The sequence below is a fragment of the Streptomyces sp. NPDC107550 genome, from assembly GCF_055639095.1.
In genome coordinates, this window is record NZ_JBVKBC010000029.1 from 26,150 (window position 1) to 46,317 (window position 20,168).

At 74.8% G+C, this 20,168-nt stretch carries 11 protein-coding genes; 9 read left to right on the forward strand and 2 right to left on the reverse strand.

Going from position 1 to position 20,168, the window contains the following annotated elements:
* Positions 1 to 10: 10 nt before the first annotated feature.
* Together ACZ7LY_RS28015 and ACZ7LY_RS28020 are read right to left on the reverse strand one after the other, a co-directional pair.
* Positions 11 to 622 (reverse strand): hypothetical protein, encoded by a 612-nt coding sequence (locus tag ACZ7LY_RS28015; RefSeq protein WP_471627507.1) that lies wholly within the window; start codon positions 620 to 622, stop codon positions 11 to 13.
* A gap of 61 nt (positions 623 to 683) precedes the next feature.
* Positions 684 to 1,961, reverse strand: a complete 1,278-nt coding sequence (locus ACZ7LY_RS28020; protein ID WP_471627508.1) for a nucleotide sugar dehydrogenase — start codon at positions 1,959 to 1,961, stop codon at positions 684 to 686.
* 345 nt (positions 1,962 to 2,306) lie between these two features.
* Between ACZ7LY_RS28020 and ACZ7LY_RS28025 the strand changes: the two genes are divergently transcribed.
* The 9 genes from ACZ7LY_RS28025 to ACZ7LY_RS28065 all read left to right on the forward strand — a co-directional run bounded on the left by ACZ7LY_RS28025 (position 2,307) and on the right by ACZ7LY_RS28065 (position 20,117).
* On the forward strand, positions 2,307 to 4,013 hold the full coding sequence (locus ACZ7LY_RS28025) for a glycerol-3-phosphate dehydrogenase/oxidase (protein ID WP_471627509.1): 1,707 nt from the start codon (positions 2,307 to 2,309) through the stop codon (positions 4,011 to 4,013).
* Positions 4,014 to 4,480: 467 nt separating this feature from the next.
* Positions 4,481 to 6,535, forward strand: coding sequence for a serine/threonine-protein kinase (locus ACZ7LY_RS28030; protein ID WP_471627510.1), 2,055 nt, complete (start codon positions 4,481 to 4,483; stop codon positions 6,533 to 6,535).
* Positions 6,536 to 6,674: 139 nt separating this feature from the next.
* Positions 6,675 to 9,116 (forward strand): protein kinase, encoded by a 2,442-nt coding sequence (locus ACZ7LY_RS28035; protein ID WP_471627511.1) that lies wholly within the window; start codon positions 6,675 to 6,677, stop codon positions 9,114 to 9,116.
* A 148-nt stretch (positions 9,117 to 9,264) separates the two neighbouring features.
* Positions 9,265 to 10,983, forward strand: coding sequence for a protein kinase domain-containing protein (locus ACZ7LY_RS28040; RefSeq protein ID WP_471627512.1), 1,719 nt, complete (start codon positions 9,265 to 9,267; stop codon positions 10,981 to 10,983).
* A 75-nt stretch (positions 10,984 to 11,058) separates the two neighbouring features.
* Positions 11,059 to 12,681 carry a serine/threonine-protein kinase gene (locus tag ACZ7LY_RS28045; RefSeq protein WP_471627513.1) on the forward strand — a complete coding sequence of 541 codons (1,623 nt, stop codon included), beginning with the start codon at positions 11,059 to 11,061 and terminating at the stop codon, positions 12,679 to 12,681.
* Positions 12,682 to 12,760: 79 nt separating this feature from the next.
* Positions 12,761 to 14,650 (forward strand): serine/threonine-protein kinase, encoded by a 1,890-nt coding sequence (locus tag ACZ7LY_RS28050; protein ID WP_471627514.1) that lies wholly within the window; start codon positions 12,761 to 12,763, stop codon positions 14,648 to 14,650.
* A 1-nt stretch (position 14,651) separates the two neighbouring features.
* Positions 14,652 to 16,403 (forward strand): serine/threonine-protein kinase, encoded by a 1,752-nt coding sequence (locus tag ACZ7LY_RS28055; protein ID WP_471627515.1) that lies wholly within the window; start codon positions 14,652 to 14,654, stop codon positions 16,401 to 16,403.
* 104 nt (positions 16,404 to 16,507) lie between these two features.
* Positions 16,508 to 18,130 carry a succinic semialdehyde dehydrogenase gene (locus ACZ7LY_RS28060; RefSeq protein WP_471627516.1) on the forward strand — a complete coding sequence of 541 codons (1,623 nt, stop codon included), beginning with the start codon at positions 16,508 to 16,510 and terminating at the stop codon, positions 18,128 to 18,130.
* Positions 18,131 to 18,305: 175 nt separating this feature from the next.
* Positions 18,306 to 20,117, forward strand: a complete 1,812-nt coding sequence (locus ACZ7LY_RS28065) for a GMC oxidoreductase (RefSeq protein ID WP_471627517.1) — start codon at positions 18,306 to 18,308, stop codon at positions 20,115 to 20,117.
* Positions 20,118 to 20,168 lie beyond the last annotated feature (51 nt).

Here is a 20,168-nt window from a genome sequence, read left to right on the forward strand (position 1 = left end):
GGGGCGCTGTTCAGGAGGCCGCCCTGCGGGCCGCGCCGACCGAGGCGATCGCCGCGACGACGAAGAAGACGGCGGTGAGGAAGTCCGCGTCGTACTTCCATGCCTCGCTGACGAGGTCGAAGTGGTCCAGGAGCAGTTGGCTGACCGACAGGTTCGTCTTCTTGGAGCCGATGATGGCCTCGCCGAGCATCTGACCGGCGTAGATGCCGGCCAGGGAGAAGACGGCGGAGACCACCGGGATCACAGGGGAGCGCCCGCCGACCTTGCCCGCGACCAGGCCGATCAGCAGACCCACGGCGACGGCCGCGTACCCGATCTGGCGCTCGATGGCGCCGGTCAGGCCGCCGTAGGCACCCGCGACGACGACCATCGTGACGAACGCGGCGGCGATCCCGAGCGGCACGTTGCGGTTGTGGGCCGCGGCCGGCGGGGGCGGGAAGCCCATCGGGGCCGGGCCGCCGCCCTGCTGCTGCGGGAACGGCGCGTAGGGCTGCGGGGCGCCGGGCGGCGGGCCCTGCTGCGGGCCGCCCTGCTGCGGATATCCGTAGCCGGACTGCGGTGGCTGCTCCTGGGCGTACGGGTTGCCGTCCTGCGGCGGGTAGGGCTGCGGCGGCTGGGTCATGCGGTCCCCCTGATGAGTGAACCCTGGCACGTGTGTGCCCAGAGTGGCCGCACAGTAGCAGTCAGAGTCGGTGCGCGGCCCCCGCCGGAGTGGCCCCCCGGGTGTCCAGGAGGAGCTGCGCCTTCACGGCGAGGCCCTGGAGGTCGTACGTGCGGTGGTGCTGGAGCAGGATCGTGAGGTCGGCGTCGGCGGCGGCCTCGTAGAGCGAGTCGGCGCGCGGGACCGGGCGGTCCAGGACGTTCCAGGACGGCACGTACGGGTCGTGGTAGCTGACGGCGGCGCCGAGGCCCATCAGGCGGGTGGCGATCTCGTCGGCGGGGCTGGCCTGCTGGTCGGCGAGGTCGGGCTTGTAGGTGACGCCGAGGAGCAGGACGCGGGCGCCTCGGGCGGACTTGCCGTGCTCGTTGAGGAGGGTGGCGGCGCGCTGGACGACGTAGGCGGGCATGTGGTCGTTGACCTGGCGGGCCAGTTCGACCAGGCGCAGCGGGCGGGCCGCCAGGTGCGGGGCGGTGAGGTCCTGGGGGAGCGCGTGGCCGCCGACGCCCGGGCCGGGGCGGAACGCCTGGAAGCCGAACGGCTTGGTCTCGGCGCAGCGGATGACGTCCCACAGGTCGACGCCGAGGTCGTGGCAGAGGACGGCCATCTCGTTGACGAGCGCGATGTTGACGTGCCGGTAGTTCGTTTCGAGCAGATGGACGGTCTCGGCCTCGCGGGGGCCGCGGGCGCGGACGACCTTGTCGGTGAGGCGGCCGTAGAACGTGGCGGCGGACTCGGTGCAGGCGGGGGTGTAGCCGCCGATGACCTTGGGGGTGGAGGTGTAGGTGTGGCGGCGGTTGCCGGGGTCGACGCGGCCGGGGGCGTGCGCGAGGTGGAAGTCGCGGCCGGCGCGCAGTCCCGAGCCCTCTTCGAGCAGCGGCAGCAGCGCGGTCTCCGTGGTGCCGGGCGGCACAGGGGACTCCACGATGACCGTGGTGTGCGGGCGCAGATGGGCGGCGAGGGTGCGGGTGGCCTCGACGACGGGGGCGAGCGAGGGGGTGCCGTCGGCGCCGGGCGGGGTGGGGGCGCAGATGACGGCGGTGCGGACGCGGGCCAGTTCGGCGGGGTTCGCGGTGGGGCGGAAGCCGGCGGCCAGCATGCGGCGCACGTCGGCGGCGGTGGGCAGGGCGCTGCCGCCGACCTCGGTGCGCAGGCTGCCCCAGTCGCCGGGGAGCCGGCCGGCCGCGAGATCGCGGGCGCGGGCCGGGTCGTGGCCGACCGTGGCGATCCTGGCGGCGACGGCGGCCTGGGCGAGGGGCAGGCCGAGGTGGCCGAGGCCGATGACGGCGAGGTCTGCGGGCATGGCGGTGGCCGTCCTTCCCGGGAGACGGAACCGGCGGCTAGCCGGAACGGGACGAGTGCGCAAGCCCTGTGGACAGAACGAGCGAGCGCACTGTCAGACTAGGAGTAAATATGACCGATATGCGGCATTGCGGGTCCGCGGGGCGCGCCATGTCGCCTGGGCCGCGCCATATCGCCGGTGCCGTGCCCGGGGTTGTCCACAGGTGGGCGAGCGGTGGTGGCCGTCACCGGCCCCACGGGCCAGAATCGACACAGAGGCCGCGGGCGTACCGGACCGGCCGCTTGCGGGGGCCGACCCCGGGTACACCCGCGGGTGGGCCGGCGCCGACGACAGCGGGAGGCAGCAGTGCAGGCAGCGACACTGGGACCCGAGCAGCGCGCGGAGGCCCTGGCCGCCATGGCCGAACACGAACTGGACATCCTCGTGGTGGGCGCCGGCGTGGTCGGCGCGGGCACCGCGCTCGACGCCGCGACCCGGGGCCTGGCCACCGGCATCGTCGAGGCCCGCGACTGGGCGTCCGGCACCTCAAGCCGCTCCAGCAAGCTGATCCACGGCGGTCTGCGCTATCTGGAGATGCTGGACTTCGCCCTGGTCCGCGAGGCCCTCAAGGAGCGCGGCCTGCTTTTGGAGCGGCTCGCGCCGCACCTGGTCAAGCCCGTCCCGTTCCTCTACCCCTTGCAGCACAAGGGCTGGGAGCGGCTGTACGCGGGCTCCGGCGTCGCCCTGTACGACGCCATGTCCATGGCGCGCGGACACGGGCGCGGCCTGCCGACGCACCGTCACCTGAGCCGCCGTCACGCGCTGCGCGTGGCGCCCTGCTTGAAGAAGGACGCCCTGGTCGGCGCGTTGCAGTACTACGACGCCCAGATGGACGACGCCCGCTATGTCGCCACGCTCGTGCGCACCGCCGCCATGTACGGCGCCAAGGCCGCCAACCGGGCCCGCGTCACCGGCTTCCTGCGCGAGGGCGAGCGGGTCGTCGGCGCGCGCGTGCGCGATGTCGAGGGCGGCGGCGAGTACGAGATCCGCGCCAAGCAGGTCGTCAACGCGACGGGCGTGTGGACCGACGACACGCAGGCCATGGTCGGCGAGCGCGGCCAGTTCCACGTGCGCGCCTCCAAGGGCATCCACCTCGTCGTCCCCAAGGACCGCATCACCTCCACCACCGGCCTCATCCTGCGTACGGAGAAGAGCGTCCTGTTCGTCATCCCCTGGGGCCGGCACTGGATCATCGGCACCACCGACACCGACTGGGACCTCGACAAGGCGCACCCCGCCGCCTCCAGCGCCGACATCGACTATCTGCTCGAACACGTGAACTCCGTCCTGGCCGTGCCGCTTTCGCGCGACGACGTGCAGGGCGTGTACGCGGGGCTGCGCCCCCTGCTCGCCGGGGAGTCCGACGCGACCAGCAAGCTCTCGCGCGAGCACACCGTCGCGCACCCGGTGCCCGGGCTCGTCGTCGTCGCGGGCGGCAAGTACACGACGTACCGCGTGATGGCCAAGGACGCCGTCGACGAGGCCGTGCACGGGCTCGACCAGCGCGTCGCCGAGTGCGTCACCGAGGACGTGCCGCTCGTCGGCGCCGAGGGCTACCGCGCCCTGTGGAACGCGCGGGCGAGGATCGCCGCCCGCGCCGGGCTGCACGTGGTGCGCGTCGAGCATCTGCTCAACCGGTACGGCGCGTTGGCCGAGGAGGTCCTCGCGCTGATCGCCGATGACCCCGCGCTCGGCGCCCCGCTCGGCGGCGCCGACGACTACCTGCGCGCCGAGGTCGTCTACGCCGCCTCGCACGAGGGCGCCCGCCACCTCGACGACGTGCTGACGCGCCGGACCCGTATCTCCATCGAGACGTTCGACCGGGGCACGCGCTGCGCCCGGGAGGCCGCCGCTCTGATGGCGCCGGTCCTCGGCTGGGACGAGGACCAGGTGGAGCGCGAGGTCGAGCACTACGAGAAGCGCGTCGAGGCCGAACGCGAGTCGCAGCTCCAGCCCGACGACCAGACGGCGGACGCGGCCCGCCTCGGCGCGCCGGACATCGTGCCGCTCTGAGCGCTCCCGGACGCCCCCCCGGACGTCCCCGCCAGGTCGTCCCCGGACACCCCCAGGGGCGTCCCCGGACGCCCCCGCCCGCCCCGGCCCGCCCCGCGTCGCGCGAGGCCCGTGGGACCGGGCGGGCCGGTGGGGCGCGAGAAGCTCAACGGACCGCAGGGGCCAGGGAGATCGGCCGGCCGCCCTCTCCCCGGAGGCGGCCTTGCCCCCGGCGCCGTACGGCGCGAGAGTGGCCCGCACGGACGCCCGGCGCGGGGGTGGCCTGCCCGGGTTCCGGCACAGAAGGGCGTCCGCCATCGGTATGGCCGGGAGTGTCCCAAGTGCCGCCGGGAGCGTTTGCCGACCGGCGAAGTCCACCATGCGGGACGTACCCGCAGGAGCCGCCCGCCGGGTGACCCTGGGCACCGGGCGGTCCCCGGGTGAGGGACAATGAAGGCTCTGTCAGGGCGGGTTGCAGAGGGGACGCAGTGTCGGAGGCGGAGCGGGCGGGCGAGGCCCGACAGGACAAGAGCGCTCGTGAGGACTCTTCTGTGCGGGACGACCACGACAGCGGCGCCGACCACGAGCCCGCGGACCGGGCCGAGGACCCCCGCAAGGCCGTCGCCGAGCGGCCCGAGGGCGGCACGGGCGGGCGGCTGCTCGCCGGGCGCTACCGGCTCGGCGACGTCCTCGGGCGCGGCGGCATGGGCACCGTGTGGCGGGCCAAGGACGAGACGCTCGGCCGCACGGTCGCCGTCAAGGAACTCCGCTTCCCCTCCAGCATCGACGAGGAGGAGAAGCGCCGCCTGATCACCCGGACGCTGCGCGAGGCCAAGGCCATCGCCCGCATCCGCAACAACGGCGCGGTCACCGTCTTCGACGTCGTCGACGAGGACGACCGGCCGTGGATCGTCATGGAGCTGGTCGAGGGCAAGTCGCTCGCCGAGGTCATCCGCGAGGACGGCCTGCTCGAACCGGAGCGGGCCGCCGAGGTCGGGCTCGCCGTCCTCGACGTGCTGCGCTCCGCGCACCGCGAGGGCATCCTGCACCGCGACGTGAAGCCGTCCAACGTGCTGATCGCCGAGGACGGCCGCGTCGTCCTCACCGACTTCGGCATCGCGCAGGTCGAGGGCGACCCGTCCATCACCTCGACCGGCATGCTCGTCGGCGCCCCCTCCTACATCTCGCCCGAGCGGGCCCGCGGCCACAAGCCGGGCCCCGCCGCCGACATGTGGTCGCTCGGCGGTCTGCTGTACGCGGCCGTCGAGGGCGTCCCCCCGTACGACAAGGGCTCCGCCATCGCCACGCTGACGGCCGTGATGACCGAGTCCGTCGACCCGCCGAAGAACGCGGGCCCGCTGGAGCCCGTCATCTACGGGCTGCTCGCCAAGGATCCCGCCCACCGCCTCGACGACGCGGGCGCCCGCGCCCTGCTCAACGACGTCATCCACGCCCCCGTACCGAAGCCGGCCCCCGCCTCCGAGGCGGTCGAGGCCACCAAGGTCGTCCCCCTGCCGCCCGCGCCGCCGGAGCTGCGCAAGCGCCCCGTCAAGAACAACCGGGACAAGGCGGCGGCCGCCTCCGCCGCCTCCGCCGCCGTCGCCGCGCGCGGCGAGGAGGCCGCCGAGAAGCTGCGCGGCGCCCTCAAGTCGGTGCGCAGGGCCGCCGCGTCCGCCACCGCCGCCCGCGAGAAGCCCGGCGAGAAGCCCGGGGCGGCCGGCGCCGCCGAGGGCGCCCGTATCCCCGCGCAGCCCGGCACCCCGCCGCGCCGGCCCGTGCCCCGCGCCTCCCTCACCGACGTCGTCTCGCGGCGCGCGCTGGTCGTCGCCGCCGTCGTGGTCGTCCTCGCCGTCCTCGGCACGGTCCTCGCCGTCGCGTTCAGCAGGGACGGCGACAAGGCCGGGTCCGGCGGCACGTCCGCCACCTCCGGCGCCACCGGCGGCAAGGATGCCGGGCACAAGAAGGACGACAAGGGCTCCGGCGCGGACGGCAAGGACGACGACAAGAACACCGGCAAGGCCACCCCGAGCGGGGACTCCGGCGCCTCCTCCGACGCGGGCCAGGGCGCCTCGCCCGGCAGCGACGGCAAGGAGCCCGGCGCCGACACCTCCGCGTCCGCCGCCACCTACCGCCACTCCCAGGGCTTCTCCATCGGGCTGCCCAAGGGCTGGAAGTACGTCTCGACGAGCGGGGCCGGCGCCCGCTTCACCGGCCCGCGCGGACAGAAGCTGCTCGTCGGCTGGACCGGCACCCCGAAGTCCGACCCGGTGCGCGACTGGCAGACCCAGGAGCGCTACATGCGCCGATCGCAGTACGACCGCGTACGCATAGCGTCGGTGGACTACCGCGGCTGGAACACGGCCGACTGGGAGTTCACCTACGTCGACGGCGGTACCAAGTGGCGGGCGATAGACCGCGGGTTCGTGGTCAACGGCTCGCTGGGGTACGGCCTGATGTACACGGCGAAGGACGGCGACTGGGACAGCGCGGCCCGCAAGGACACCTGGCGGACGCTGACCGAGACCTTCAAGCCCAAGTCCTGAGCGCACCGCGCCGGGTGCACGTATCGTGAGTGCTCGCGGACCGTACGCAGCCGGATCAGGAAGCGTCGGTACGTGACAAGCTCGTACAACTGGGCACTACGGGAACGGAATCGACCGTCGGCCGACGCGAGGGGGCATCGTGGACGAGTACGCGGGGCGAGTGCTCGCCGACCGTTACCGCCTGCCGCTGCTGCCCGCCGACGCCTACGAGTTCGCCGAGACGCGCGCCTTCGACACCTACAGCGGGCAGGAAGTCCTCGTCCGGCAGGTGCCGTTGCCCGAGGTCGTCGAGGCCGAGGTGCTCGACGCGGACGGGCTGCCCGCCGGGTTCCGTCCCGGCGCCCCCGCGGCCCGCGCCACCGCCGAGCCCGCCGTCGCCCGCGCCATCGAGGCCGCGCAGGCCGCCGCCCAGATACCCGACCACCCCCGGCTCGACCAGGTCTTCGACGTGTTCGCCGAGGACGGCTCACTCTGGATCGTCAGCGAGGTCGTCGCCGCCCGCCCGCTCGCCGCGCTGCTCGCCGAGGCGCCGCTGAGCCCCTACCGGGCCGCCGAGGTCGCCTCCGACGTCCTCACCGCGCTGCGCGCGCTGCACGCCCACGGCTGGGTCCACCGCAACATCACCGAGCGGACCGTCCTCGTCTGCGAAGACGGCCGCGTCGTCCTCACCGGCCTCGCCGCGGGCGCCGCCGAAGAGGCCCTGTGCGGCTACGACCCCCGCCCGCCCGGCGCGGACGACGACGCCCCCGGCTTCGGTGAGACTCCCGGCTTCGGTACCCCTCCCGGCTCCGGTACGGGGACCAGTGCGCCGCCCGCCCCCGCCGCACCCGGCGTCCCCGGCCCCGCCGGGCCCGCGTCCGCTTCCGGGGCGCCCGCCGTGCCGTCCGCGCCGGTGCCGTCCGAGGCGTTCGGCGCCCCCGCGGCGCCCGGCGCCGCCGACCCCGGCGACTACCGCGCCGCCCGCGCCGGGGCCATCGCCGCCTACCGCGCCGGGGCCCGCGCCGCCGCAGGCCGCATCGAGGACCCGTACGGGGTGCGGACCGCGCCGGGCCTGCCCGTCCAGCCGACCCGGTGGAACGAGTTGATACCGGGCGCCGAAGCCGCCGCCGGGGACCAGGAGGGCGAAGAGCCTCAGGAATCCGGGCAGGGCGGGGCGCCGGGCGGGCGCGAGAGGCCGGGGGAGCGCGGCGGTCCCGTCGCCGGGGTGCGGGCCGAGCGTGCCCGGCAGGTGCGGATGACCGTCGTCGGGCCCGTCACCGAGCGCTGGGCGCCCGAGCAGGCGTACCCGGTGCAGGACAGCTGGCAGTTGGCCGCGCCCGTAGGGCCCGCGACGGACCTGTGGGCGCTCGGGGCGCTGCTGTTCCGCGCCGTGCAGGGGCACGCGCCCTACCCGGAGGAGTCGACGGCCGAGCTGGTGCAGATGGTGTGCGCCGAGCCGCCCGCGTTCGCCGAGGAGTGCGGGGCGCTGCGGCCCGTCGTCGAGTCGCTGCTGCGCCAGGACCCCACCGAGCGGCTCGACTTCGAGGAGCTGCGCGGCTGGCTGCGTTCTCTCGTCCGCTCCGCGCCCGAGCCCGAGGCCGGGGTCGACGTGGTGCCCGCGCCCGCGTTCGACGCCGCCCGGCTGCCCATCGTGCGCCGCCGGGGCGAGCTGGTGCGGCGCAGGCGCCGGTCCCGCTCCGCCCCCGCAGGCCACGCCCGCCACCGGCGCGGCCGCGCCGAGCGCGCCCCGCGTCCCGAGCGCGCGCCCCGGCCCGAGCGCGCGGCCCCGCGCCCCGAGCGAGCCGCCCCGCGCCCCGAGCGGGCGCCCCGCACCGAACACTTGGAGCGCGCCGGTACGGGCCGCGCAGCCCCGCGTTCCCTCGGGAAGCTGCTGCTCGTGCTCGTCCTGCTCGGGCTCGCCGGGGCGGTCGCGTACGCCATGGTGTTCATGCCGAAGGCCGAGCCCAGCACGGGCGGCGCCCGCCAGAACGCGAACGGGATGGGCGGCGCCCCCGAGCAGCGGGAGAGCGCCGACGGCGGCTCGTCCCGCGCCCCGGGCGCCGCCGGTGCCGACAAGACGGGCAAGCCCGACAAGTCGCCGGACGGCAAGAGCAGTTCGCGGCCCTCCAGCACGGAGGCGCAGTCCGATGTCGCCGCCGGTTTCACGCTCCGCAAGGACGCGGCCGGGTTCGACGTCGCCGTCGCCAAGGGCTGGCAGCGGGACGGGAGGAACGGGCGGGGGCAGGTCGTCTACCGCCACGGCTCGTTCGAACTGCTCGTGGTCCCCGGCCGCGACACCACCGCCGCGTACGGCAGCGACCCCATGAAGTACCAGCGGGAGAACGAGCGGGAGCTCCAGCCCTTCCGCGACTCGACCTGGGCGACCTCCAGCGGCATGAAGACCATCGACGTCGGCGGACGCACCATGGCGGAGGGCCAGTTCACCTGGCAGGGCGCCGACGGCCGCGAGGTCTACGTACGCAACCTCGCCATGGTCGTCGGCGGCAAGTACCACGTCGTGCAGGTGCGCGGCCCGGAGGCCGAGCGGGACGAGGTGACACGCCTGTACGACCAGGCGTTCGCCACCTACCGGGTGCGCTGAACGCCCAGGTCACAGCCGTGAATCGGGGGCGTCGGGGCGCCCGCGCCTGGCGCCGCCGTGCCGTTTCGTGACACCCCGCCTGTTCCTTGACCGGGGCCCGCTCCCTAATGTGGCCCTGTCAAGACCACTGCGGGGGAACGTGAATCAGATGCAGGGCGAGCTTCTCGCCGGCCGCTACCGGCTCGCGGAATCCATAGGGCGCGGCGGCATGGGCCGCGTATGGCGCGCACACGACGAGGTGCTGCACCGCACCGTCGCCGTGAAGGAGCTGACGGCCGCCCAGTGGGTCGCCGAGGCCGACCGCGCCGTCCTGCTCGCCCGCACCCAGACCGAGGCCCGCGCCGCCGCCCGCATCAACCACCCGGCCGTCGTCACCGTCCACGACGTCCTCGAACACGACGACCGGCCCTGGATCGTCATGGAACTGGTCGAGGGGCCCTCGCTTGCCGACGCCGTCAAGGAGCACGGCCGGGTGCTGCCCGCCGAGGCCGCCCGCATAGGGCTGTGGACGCTGCGGGCCCTGCGCGCCGCCCACACCGCCGGGGTCCTGCACCGCGACGTGAAGCCGGGCAACGTCCTGCTCGGCAACGACGGCCAGGTCAAGCTGACCGACTTCGGCATCGCCCAGGTCGAGGGCGACAGCACCATCACCCGTACGGGCGAGATCGTCGGCTCCGTCGACTACCTCGCACCCGAACGCGTCAGCGGCTCCGAGCCGGGCCCCGCCTCCGATCTGTGGGCGCTGGGCGCGACCCTGTACACGGCCGTCGAGGGCCGCTCCCCGTTCCGCCGTACGTCACCGCTGAGCACGATGCAGGCCGTCGTCACGGAGGAACCCGAACCGCCCCGGCACGCGGGGGCGCTGGCGCCGGTCGTCGGCGCGCTGCTGAGCAAGGACCCGGCGGACCGCCCCAGCGCCGACGAGGCCGAGGTCATGCTCGCCGAGGCCGCCGAGGGGCGCCGCTCCAGCGCCGCGCAGGCGTACGTGCCGACGCGGGTGCACCCCTCGCCCGAGTCCGCGCCTGGGTCCGCCGCGCACGCCACTCCGGCCGCCTCCGCCCCGGCGCCCGGCGAATCCACGACGACGCCCGTCGAACTCCCCGGGCAGGGCGGCCCGTCCACGCCGGGGCCGGCGGCACAGCAGCCCGCCGCCCAGCAGGCCGCCGCGCCCGCTCCGTACGCCCACACCCCGTACGGTCATGCCCCGCAGGCGCCCGCCGCCGCGCCCCGGCGGCGGTGGACCCGGGCGCTCGGGCTGCTCGTCGCCGCCGTGCTCGTCGCGGGCGCGGGCGCGTTCGGCGCCACGTACTACGCGGGTCACCGGGGTACGGACGGTTCGGCCGCGGCGGGCTCCGGCACCGGTAAGGACGGCGGGGGCGCCGGGGCGACCTCGGGCCCGCCGCGGGCCGGGGCGATCCCGGACAACTGGGTGCGGGTGCGCGACGACGCCGGGTTCAGCCTCATGCTGCCGCCGGGCTGGAAGCGGCAGATGGACGGCTCGCAGATCGACTACACGCCCGACAACGGCGGCCGGTTCCTGCGCGTCGCCGTCGACCGGGCCGCCGCGTGGCCCGACTCCTACCAGCACCAGCTCACCCTGGAGAAGGCCGTCACCAAACTGCCCGACTACCAGCGGGTGCGGCTGCAGTCCAACACCTTCCGCGGGCAGCCCGGTTCGCTGTGGGAGTTCACGTGGACGGCGGGGAACAAGGACACCACGTCGGGCCCGCGCCACGCCATCGAGCAGACCTACCGCGCCCCCGACGGCACCGAGTACTCCCTGTATCTGTCGGTGCCTGCCGAGCACTGGGACGAGGCCCGCACCCAGTTCGACGCCATCCTCAAGGGCTGGCGCGCGCACGGCTGACCGGCCCGTTGGGCCGTCCGGGCGTGGCCGAAAGGGACAGCGGTCCGCCCGCCGCCCGTGGGGCATGATGGGCGTATGGGGACCGAGGGGGACAACGCCCGCGTGATCGGCGGGCGTTACCGGCTGGACGCCAGGATCGGCCGCGGCGGCATGGGCGTCGTCTGGCGGGCGACCGACACCCTGCTCGGACGGCAGGTCGCCGTCAAGGAACTCGCCCTCGACGGGGGCCTGTCCGACGCGGAGGCCCTCGACCAGCGCGCCCGCATGCTGCGCGAGGCCGGTGCCGTCGCCCGGCTCAGCCACCCGAACGTGATCGTCGTCCATGACGTCGTCGTGCATGAGGAACGCCCGTACATCGTCATGGAGTTGATCGACGGCTTCTCGCTCGCCGAGCGCGTCGCCCGCGAGGGCCCGGTGGACACCGTCGAGGCCGCCCGGATCGGGCTCGCGCTGCTCGGCGCGCTGCGCGTCGCCCATGCCGCCGGGGTGCTGCACCGCGACCTGAAGCCCGCGAACGTGCTCCTGGAGCGCGCCACCGGCCGCGTCGTCCTGACCGACTTCGGTATCGCGCAGGTGGCGGGCGCCCCCACGCTCACCGAGACCGGCGGCTTCGTCGGCTCGCCCGAGTACACCGCGCCCGAGCGGATGGCGGGGGAGCGGGCCGGGGCGGGCGCCGACCTGTGGTCGCTCGGCGCGCTGCTGTGCGCGATCCTCACCGGCGAGTCGCCGTTCCGCCGCGACTCGCTCGGCGGCATCCTGCACGCCGTCGTCTACGAGGACGTACAGCCGCCGCCGCAGGCCGCGCCGCTCGCCCCGGTCGTCCGGGGGCTCCTGGAGCGCGAGCCCGCCCGCCGCGTCACCCTGGACGAGGCCGAGCGGATGCTGCGCGCGTACGTGGCGACCGGCGCGACCCCGCAGCAGGCGGCGCGGGCCCTCCCGTACACGCCGACCGAGCGGAACGCGGTGGTGCTGCGCGGGCGCCCGGTGCCGCCCCGGACGCTGCTCGTGGCGGCGGCGCTGGTCGCGGCGGTCGCCGGAGCGGGCATCGCCGTCGCCCTGTTCGCGGGCAAGGGCGGTCCCGAGGCACCGCCCGCGGGGCCCGGCGCCACGGCCTCACCGGCGCCGACCGCCTCACCGGCGCCGACGGGCGGGCGGTCGGTGACGCCCACGCCCACGGTGACCGTCACCCGGCAGGAGACGCGGACCGCGACGCCCCGCCCCACGGCGCCGCCGGGCTATCGGACCGTCACCGACCCGGCCGGGTTCCGGATGGCGGTGCCGAAGGGGTTCACGCGGTCCGTGGACGGGCCTCGCGTCTTCTACATGTCGCCGGGCGGGACGTACCGGATCGGGGTGCGCGACGACCGGTCCGCCGCGCGGGCGCCGCTCGACGTGCAGCGCCGGGCGGACGCGGAGGGGCCCGAGCACAACCCCGGCTACCGGGACGGCCACGTCACCGGCACGACCCACGACGGACGGCCGGCCGCGCTGTGGGAGTTCACCTGGGACGGGTTCGACCCCGCCGAGGGCGCCCGGCACACCGTGGACCTGTGCTGGAGCCAGGGCGGCCGGCTGTACGACGTGTGGGTGTCGGCGCCGGTCGGTGACGCGGGCGCGGCGCGGGCCCACTTCGACGCGGCCGTCGACACGTTCGAGCCGGTCGGCGCGGGCGGGGGCGGCACGGCGGCGCCGGAATGACCGGGTACACGCATCAGGGCGGTCACAAGTCCGTGACCTGGGTGGAACCCGGGCGCCCTCGCGCGGTAGTGATGGACGCATGAGTGACTCCGGGGGACCTGTGCACGGCCCGAACGAACCGACGAGCTACGGCCTGCGACCGCCGGAGCCGCCCCGCCCGTACCCGGGCAACCCGTATGCCCAGCCCGCCCCACAGGCCCCCGGGCAGCCGTCGCCGCGGCCCGCCGCGCAGCCCCACCCGTACGCCGGGGCGGAGCAGCCCCAGCAGCATGTGCCGCAGCAACAGCCGCACCCGGCGCAGCAGTCACAACCGACCCGGCCGCCGCACCCCGAGCAGCAGACGCATCAAGCCGAGCAGTCACAGCAGGCCCAGCAGCCGCAGGAGCCGCACCCCGCACCCCCCGCCCCCGGCGGCCACCCCGCGCATCCGCCCACCCAGCGCGGCGCGACGCGGCCCGGCGCCGGGGCCGAGCCGGGGGCGGGGCGGCTGGTGGCCGGGCGCTACCGGCTGCTCGGCAAGCTGGGGCACGGCGGCATGGGCACGGTGTGGCGGGCCGAGGACGAGACGGTCGGCCGCGAGGTCGCCGTCAAGGAACCCCGCGTCCCCGACCACCTGCCCGAGCGCGAGCGGGCCACCGTTTTCGAGCGGATGCGGCGCGAGGCGCGGGCCGCGGCCCGCCTCGACCACCCGGCCGTCGTCAACGTCCACGACGTCGCCGTCGAGGACGGGCAGCCGTGGATCGTCATGGAGTTCGTGCAGGGCCGTTCCCTCGGCTCCGCGCTCCAGGAGGGCACCCTCGGCGTCCGCGAGGCGGCCCGGATCGGCCTTGAGGTGCTCGGCGCGCTGGAGGCCGCGCACGCCGCCGGCATCCTGCACCGCGACGTGAAGCCCGACAACGTCCTGCTGGGCCGGCACGACCGCGTCGTCCTCACCGACTTCGGCATCGCCCAGATCGAGGGCGAGACCAGCCTGACCGACACCGGCGGCTTCGTCGGCTCGCCCGAGTACATCGCGCCCGAGCGGGTCCTCGGGCAGCGCCCCGGCCCGGCCTGCGACCTGTGGTCCCTCGGGGTCGTCCTGTACGCGGCGACCGAGGGCGTCTCCCCGTTCCGCCGGACCACCACCCCGGCCACCCTCCAGGCCGTCCTCAACGCGACCCCGGCCGCGCCCGCCGCCGCCCACGGCCCGCTCGCCGACGCGATCAACGGCCTGCTCGCCAAGGACCCCGCGCACCGGCCCGACGCCGCGCGGGTCCGCGCCCTGCTCGAACGGGCCGCGCGGCCGCCCGCGCCGCCCGCCCCGCAGGCGCAGGCCACGACGCCCGCCGCCGCGCCCGCCCGCGCGTTCCGGCTCGGCCGCAAGGCGCTGCTCGGGATCGGCGCGGGCCTGGTGGCGCTCGCGGCGGTGGCGTACCTGCTGATCGCGGACCCGTTCGCCGGGCCGCTGCCGGACGGCTGGCGGCGCCACCACGAGCGGAGCCTCGCGGCGGCCGTGCCCGCGCCGCCGCAGTACGTGCGCTCGCAGGTCGACAACAGCGTCGACAAGACCAAACACTGGGTGGCGTACACCGATCCGAGCTACGCGATCGGCATCACCCTCTTCCTCAGCAAGAAGTCCGAGGACAGCCTGAACCAGATCGCCAGCTCCGCGAGCGCGCAGGCCAACAAGGACTCCGAGGAGATCAACAAGGGCGACAACACCAGCATGGCGCGCAAGCCGGCGCCGCACAGCAGCACCGCCGAGACGACGTTCCACGGCAAGGGCGCGGCCGTCAACACCGTGACGTACACCGACGACTCGCGCTCGCAGGAGCCGAAACCGCGCGAGGCGAAGGTCTTCTACGTCAAGACCGAGGGGGGCGACATGTACCAGCTCTGGATCGACTATCCCGCCAAGGGCGACTTCGTCGGCCGGGGCCGGCAGGTCGCCGACGCGGCCGTCGCCGCCCTGGAGATCGACCGGCTCTGACGTGGTGGACGGGGGAGCACGGGAGGCGACGGGGACGGGCCGGCTCGTCGGCGGCCGCTACCGGCTGGCCGAGCGGATCGGCAGCGGCGGCATGGGCACGGTGTGGCGGGCCGTCGACGAACTGGTCGGCAGGGAGGTCGCGGTCAAGGAGCCGCGGCTGCCCGGCGACCCGCACGGCGAGGAGCGGCGGCGCGCGTACGCGCGGCTGCGCCGGGAGGCGGGCGCGGCGGCCCGCGTCGAGCATCCGTCGGCGGTCGCCGTGCACGATGTCGTCGTGGACGGCGAACTGCCGTGGATCGTCATGGAGCTGGTGCGTGGCGAGTCGCTGCACGAGGCGCTGCGGCGGGGCCCGCTGGAGCCGGCGGAGGCGGCGCGGATCGGCGCGGCCGTCCTCGGCGCGCTGCGTGCCGCGCACGCCAAGGGCATCGTGCACCGGGACGTGAAGCCGGCGAACGTGCTGCTCGGCGCGCACGGCCGGGTCGTCCTCACGGACTTCGGCATCGCGCACGTCCAGGGCGAGGAGTCGCTGACGGTCAGCGGCGAGTTCGTCGGCTCGCTGGAGTGCGTGGCGCCCGAGCGCATGGGCGGCGAGAAGGCCGGCCCGGCGAGCGACCTGTGGTCCCTCGGTGTGCTGCTTTACGCGGCCGTGGAGGGCGTCTCGCCGTTCCGGCGCACCACACTGGAGTCGACGCTCGCCGCGATCCTCTCCTTCGACCCGCCGCCGCCCGAACGGGCCGGTGTACTCGGCCCGTTGATCACCGCCCTGCTGGTCAAGGACCCGGCGCGGCGCCCCGGCGCGGGGTACGCGCAGGCGACGCTCGCGGCGGTCGCGGAGGGCCGCCCGCTGCCGCCCGCGCCGGACGACGAGGGCCGGGCGGCGCAGGACCCGGCGGGCCTGCGGGAGTGGCGGGGCGACCCGGGCACCGTCCGCCTGGGCGCCCGCCGCGAGCCCAGCGACCCCAGCGAGCCTCGCAAGCCCCCGGCCGCCGCCGCCCCGCAGACGGCCCCCGCGACCACCCGGACCGCCTCGCGCCGGCTGCCCGCGCTGCTCGCCGCGGCGGTGGCCGGGGCGGCGCTCGTCGGGGGCGGGATCTGGTTCGGCACGTCGTTCGGCGGGTCCGGCACGGACCTCAGCGAGGGGACGGCGGTCTCGGAGGGAGAGGCGGCGACCCTGCTGCCCGACCCGCCGAACGACCTCCCGGACGAGCTGCCGACCGACGTGCCGGGTGAGCCCGTCAGGACCGCCGACCCCTCGCCGAGCGGCTGGAGCGCGCACCGCGAGCGCGGGCTCAAGGCGGTGGTGTGGGCGCCGGACAAGCTCACCGACGTCTTCCACGACCCCTCGGGCGACAGCGTCCAGTACGCCGACCCGCGCAGCGAGGTGACCCTGTCGCTCAAGCGCTGGGCGCCGCGGAAGGGCGGCTCGGACGCGTACGCGTGGGCGTCGAGCGCGGCCGGGACGTACGCGGGTCAGGGCTACAGCGACATCCGCAAGACCCTCACCCGTACGCGCTTCCACGGCAAGGACGCCGCGCAGCTCGACATCACGTACACCAACGCGGACGCGAGCGGGGTGCTGCGCGAGCTGCGGCTGTACGTCGTGGACGCGAGCGGACGCTGGGACCTCGCCGTCGTCATGCCCAAGGGCGGCAAGGGGGCCAAGGGGGCCAAGGGGTACGAGAAGCAGGGCACCGATTGCTTCAAGGGCGCCCGGGACCGGTTGAGACTGCTGGAACTGCGGGAGAGCCCCTGATCAGCGGCTTTGCTGCCAGTGATCGCTGGCGGGGTGTGTCCAGTCGGTGAAAGGCTGTTACCGGTGGGTACCGAAAGTGCCGCCTTCGGCATACGCTCGCCCTCATGACGCAGTCGCAGGCCGAGCCCCACACGGACATCACCGGTACCAACCCCGTCGCCCCCGCCCCCGCCGGCGCGCGCACCGCGGCCGACGTGGTCACGCCCACGCTGGTCGCCCAGCTCACCCGGGGCGTGGCCGGTTCGGGCCGGACCGCGAACCACACGCCGTTCACCGGCGAGAAGCTGGCCGATCTGCCCGAGTCGACGCCCGAGGACGTGGCGACCGCCTTCGAGCGGGCCCGCGCCGCGCAGGAGGTGTGGGCGAAGACCCCGGTCCGCCGCCGCGCCGCCGTCCTGCTGCGCTTCCACGACCTCGTCCTCGCCCGCCAGGCCGAGGTCCTCGACCTCATCCAGCTGGAGACCGGCAAGGCCCGCCTCCACGCCCACGAGGAGGTGCAGGCCGTCGCCGTCGCCGCCCGCCACTACGGGCGCAAGGCCCCCGCCTACCTCCGCCCCAAGCGGCACACGGGCGCCGTCCCCACGCTCACCAAGGTCACCGAGCTGCGCCAGCCGCGCGGTGTCGTCGGCCAGATCGCGCCCTGGAACTACCCGCTGGAGCTGTCCGTCGGTGACGCGCTCCCCGCGTTCGTCTCGGGCAACGCGGTCGTGATGAAGCCCGACACCGAGACCTGCCTGACCGCCCTGTGGGCCCGCGACCTGCTCATCGAGGCCGGCCTGCCGCCCGAGGTCTTCCAGGTCGTGCTCGGTGAAGGCCCGGTCGTGGGGCCCGAGTTGGTCAAGCACGCCGACTACGTCTCCTTCACCGGCTCCACCCGCACCGGCCGCGAGGTCGCGCAGGGCGCCGCCGCCCGCCTGGTCGGCGTCTCCCTCGAACTCGGCGGCAAGAACGCCATGGTGGTCCTTGAGGACGCCGACATCGACAAGGCCGCCGCCGGCGCCGTCCGCGCCTGCTTCTCCTCGGCCGGCCAACTCTGCATCTCCATCGAGCGGTTGTACGTCCACGAGGCCATCGCCGACGCCTTCGTCGAGCGGTTCGCGGCCCGTACGAAGGCGATGCGCCTCGGCCGCTCCCTCGCGTACGGCGCCGACATGGGATCCCTCGTCGGGGAGCGGCAGCTGGAGACCGTCACGCGGCACGTCGAAGAGGCCGTCGCCAAGGGCGCCCGGCTCGTCGCGGGCGGTGTCGCGCGCCCGGACATCGGCCCCTACTTCTTCGAGCCGACCATCCTGGACGGTGTCGAGGCGCCGATGGCGGTCTGCTCCGAGGAGACCTTCGGGCCGGTCGTCTCCCTGTACCGGTTCACCGACGAGGACGAGGTCGTCTCCCTCGCCAACGCGACGCCGTACGGGCTGAACTCCTCGGTGTGGACGAAGAACGCCAAGCGCGGCCACGACGTGGCGAGCCGCCTGCGCACCGGCACCGTCAACATCAACGAGGGCTACGCGCCCGCCTACGGCAGCGTCCAGTCGCCCATGGGCGGCATGAAGGACTCCGGCCTCGGCCGCCGGCACGGCTCCGAGGGCATCCTCAAGTACACAGAGGCGCAGACGGTCGCGCACCAGCGGGTGATGCCGATGGCACCGTCTTTCGGCATGGACGACGAGGCGTACGCCAAGTTCATGACGACGAGCCTGAGCCTGATGAAGAAGCTCCGCCTGAAGTAGCGGTCCTGTCGTCCGGGGGAAGGAGGCGGCGGCGAAGCCGCCCCTCCAGGGCGCGGGGAACTGCGCGAGAACCCCCACCCACCCGCACCCGGCGACGAGACCGCCCGCACGCAGAACCGATCCCGCACCCAGACCTGCCCAGAACCGCCCGACCCGCCGCACAAGGAGACGCCCCATGGCGCAGCCCGAGCACACCCCCGGGTACGACTACGACGTCCTGGTCATCGGATCCGGCTTCGGCGGAGCCGTCTCCGCCCTGCGCCTGACGGAGAAGGGCTATCGGGTCGGCGTCCTCGAAGCGGGCCGCCGCTTCACCCGCGCGACGCTCCCGAAGAACTCCTGGGACCTGAAGAACTACCTCTGGGCGCCCAAGCTCGGCATGTACGGCATCCAGCGCATCCATCTGCTCGGCAACGTGATGGTCCTCGCCGGCGCGGGCGTCGGCGGCGGCTCCCTGAACTACGCCAACACCCTGTACGTACCGCCGAAGCCGTTCTTCGAGGACCCGCAGTGGCGGCACATCACGGACTGGCAGGACGAGCTGTCCCCGTACTACGACCAGGCCCGGCGCATGCTCGGCGTGCGGCTCAACCCGACGATGACCCCCGCCGACGTGCACCTGAAGGCGGCCGCCCAGTCGATGGGCATCGGCGACACCTTCCACATGGCGCCGGTCGGCGTGTTCTTCGGTGACGGCGAGGACGCGGACGGCACCGCGAAGGCGTCCCCCGGCGGCGAGGTCGCCGACCCGTACTTCGGCGGCGCGGGCCCCTCCCGCAAGGCGTGCACCGAGTGCGGGGAGTGCATGACGGGCTGCCGCCACGGCGCGAAGAACACCCTCAACGAGAACTACCTGTACCTCGCCGAGAAGGCCGGCGCCACCGTCCACCCCATGACGACGGTCGTCTCCGTCACGGACGACTCGCGCGGCGGCTACGCGGTCGCCACCCTGCCCACCGACAACCGCGCCAAGAGCGCAGGCCGCACCTTCACCGCCCCCAAGGTGATCGTCGCCGCCGGCACGTACGGTACGCAGACGCTGCTGCACCGCATGAAGGCGGACGGGCGGCTGCCGTATCTGTCGAAGCGGCTCGGGGAGCTGACCCGGACCAACTCCGAGGCCCTCGTCGGCGCGCAGACCACCGACCGGCGATACCGCGCGCGGCACGGCAAGCGGCCCGACTTCACCCGCGGCGTCGCCATCACCTCGTCCATCCACCCGGACGAGAACACCCATATCGAGCCGGTGCGTTACGGCCGCGGCTCCAACGCCATGGGCAGCCTCTCCGTACTCCAGGTGCCGTACGCGGAAGGGTCGTCGCGGGTCGCGGCCTGGCTCGCCAACGCGGTCAAGCACCCGACGCAGCTCGCCCGTTCGCTCTCCAACCGGCGCTGGTCGGAGAAGAGCATCATCGGGCTCGTCATGCAGTCGCTGGACAACTCCCTGACCACGTACCTGAAACCGGACGGCGTCGGCAAGGGACTGCTCACCGCCGAACAGGGCCACGGCGCGCCCAACCCCAAGCAGATCAAGGCCGCCACGGACGGCGCCACCGCCATCGCCGCCGAGATCAACGGCTTCGCGGGCTCCAACGTCGGTGAGCTGATGGGCACTCCGCTGACCGCGCACTTCCTCGGCGGCTGCCCCATCGGCGACAGCGCCGAGACCGGCGTCATCGACCCGTACCACCGCCTGTACGGGCACCCCGGCATCTCGGTGGTGGACGGCGCCGCCGTCACCGCCAACCTGGGCGTCAATCCCTCGCTCACCATCACGGCGCAGGCCGAGCGCGCGATGTCGTACTGGCCCAACAAGGGCGAGGAGGACCCGCGTCCGGCGCCCGGCGAGGCGTACCGGCGGCTCGCGCCCGTGCAGCCGAAGTCGCCGGCGGTGCCGGAGGAGGCGTTCGGGGCGCTGCGGCTGCCGTTCCTCGGCATGCCCGAGGTCCCGCCGAAGGACGAGCCAAAGAAGGAACTGTCCTCCTGAACGGCCCGCCCGCGTAGGGCCCGTGGAACGCGAAGGACCCGCACCCCCCTC

Excerpts from the sequence above, each read along its gene's own strand:
- ACZ7LY_RS28045 (WP_471627513.1), top strand. The coding sequence starts at position 11,059 with ATGGGGACCGAGGGGGACAACGCCCGCGTGATCGGCGGGCGTTACCGG.
- ACZ7LY_RS28065 (WP_471627517.1), top strand. The coding sequence starts at position 18,306 with ATGGCGCAGCCCGAGCACACCCCCGGGTACGACTACGACGTCCTGGTC.
- ACZ7LY_RS28015 (WP_471627507.1), bottom strand. The coding sequence starts at position 622 with ATGACCCAGCCGCCGCAGCCCTACCCGCCGCAGGACGGCAACCCGTAC.
- ACZ7LY_RS28040 (WP_471627512.1), top strand. The coding sequence starts at position 9,265 with ATGCAGGGCGAGCTTCTCGCCGGCCGCTACCGGCTCGCGGAATCCATA.
- ACZ7LY_RS28050 (WP_471627514.1), top strand. The coding sequence starts at position 12,761 with ATGAGTGACTCCGGGGGACCTGTGCACGGCCCGAACGAACCGACGAGC.
- ACZ7LY_RS28020 (WP_471627508.1), bottom strand. The coding sequence starts at position 1,961 with ATGCCCGCAGACCTCGCCGTCATCGGCCTCGGCCACCTCGGCCTGCCC.
- ACZ7LY_RS28060 (WP_471627516.1), top strand. The coding sequence starts at position 16,508 with ATGACGCAGTCGCAGGCCGAGCCCCACACGGACATCACCGGTACCAAC.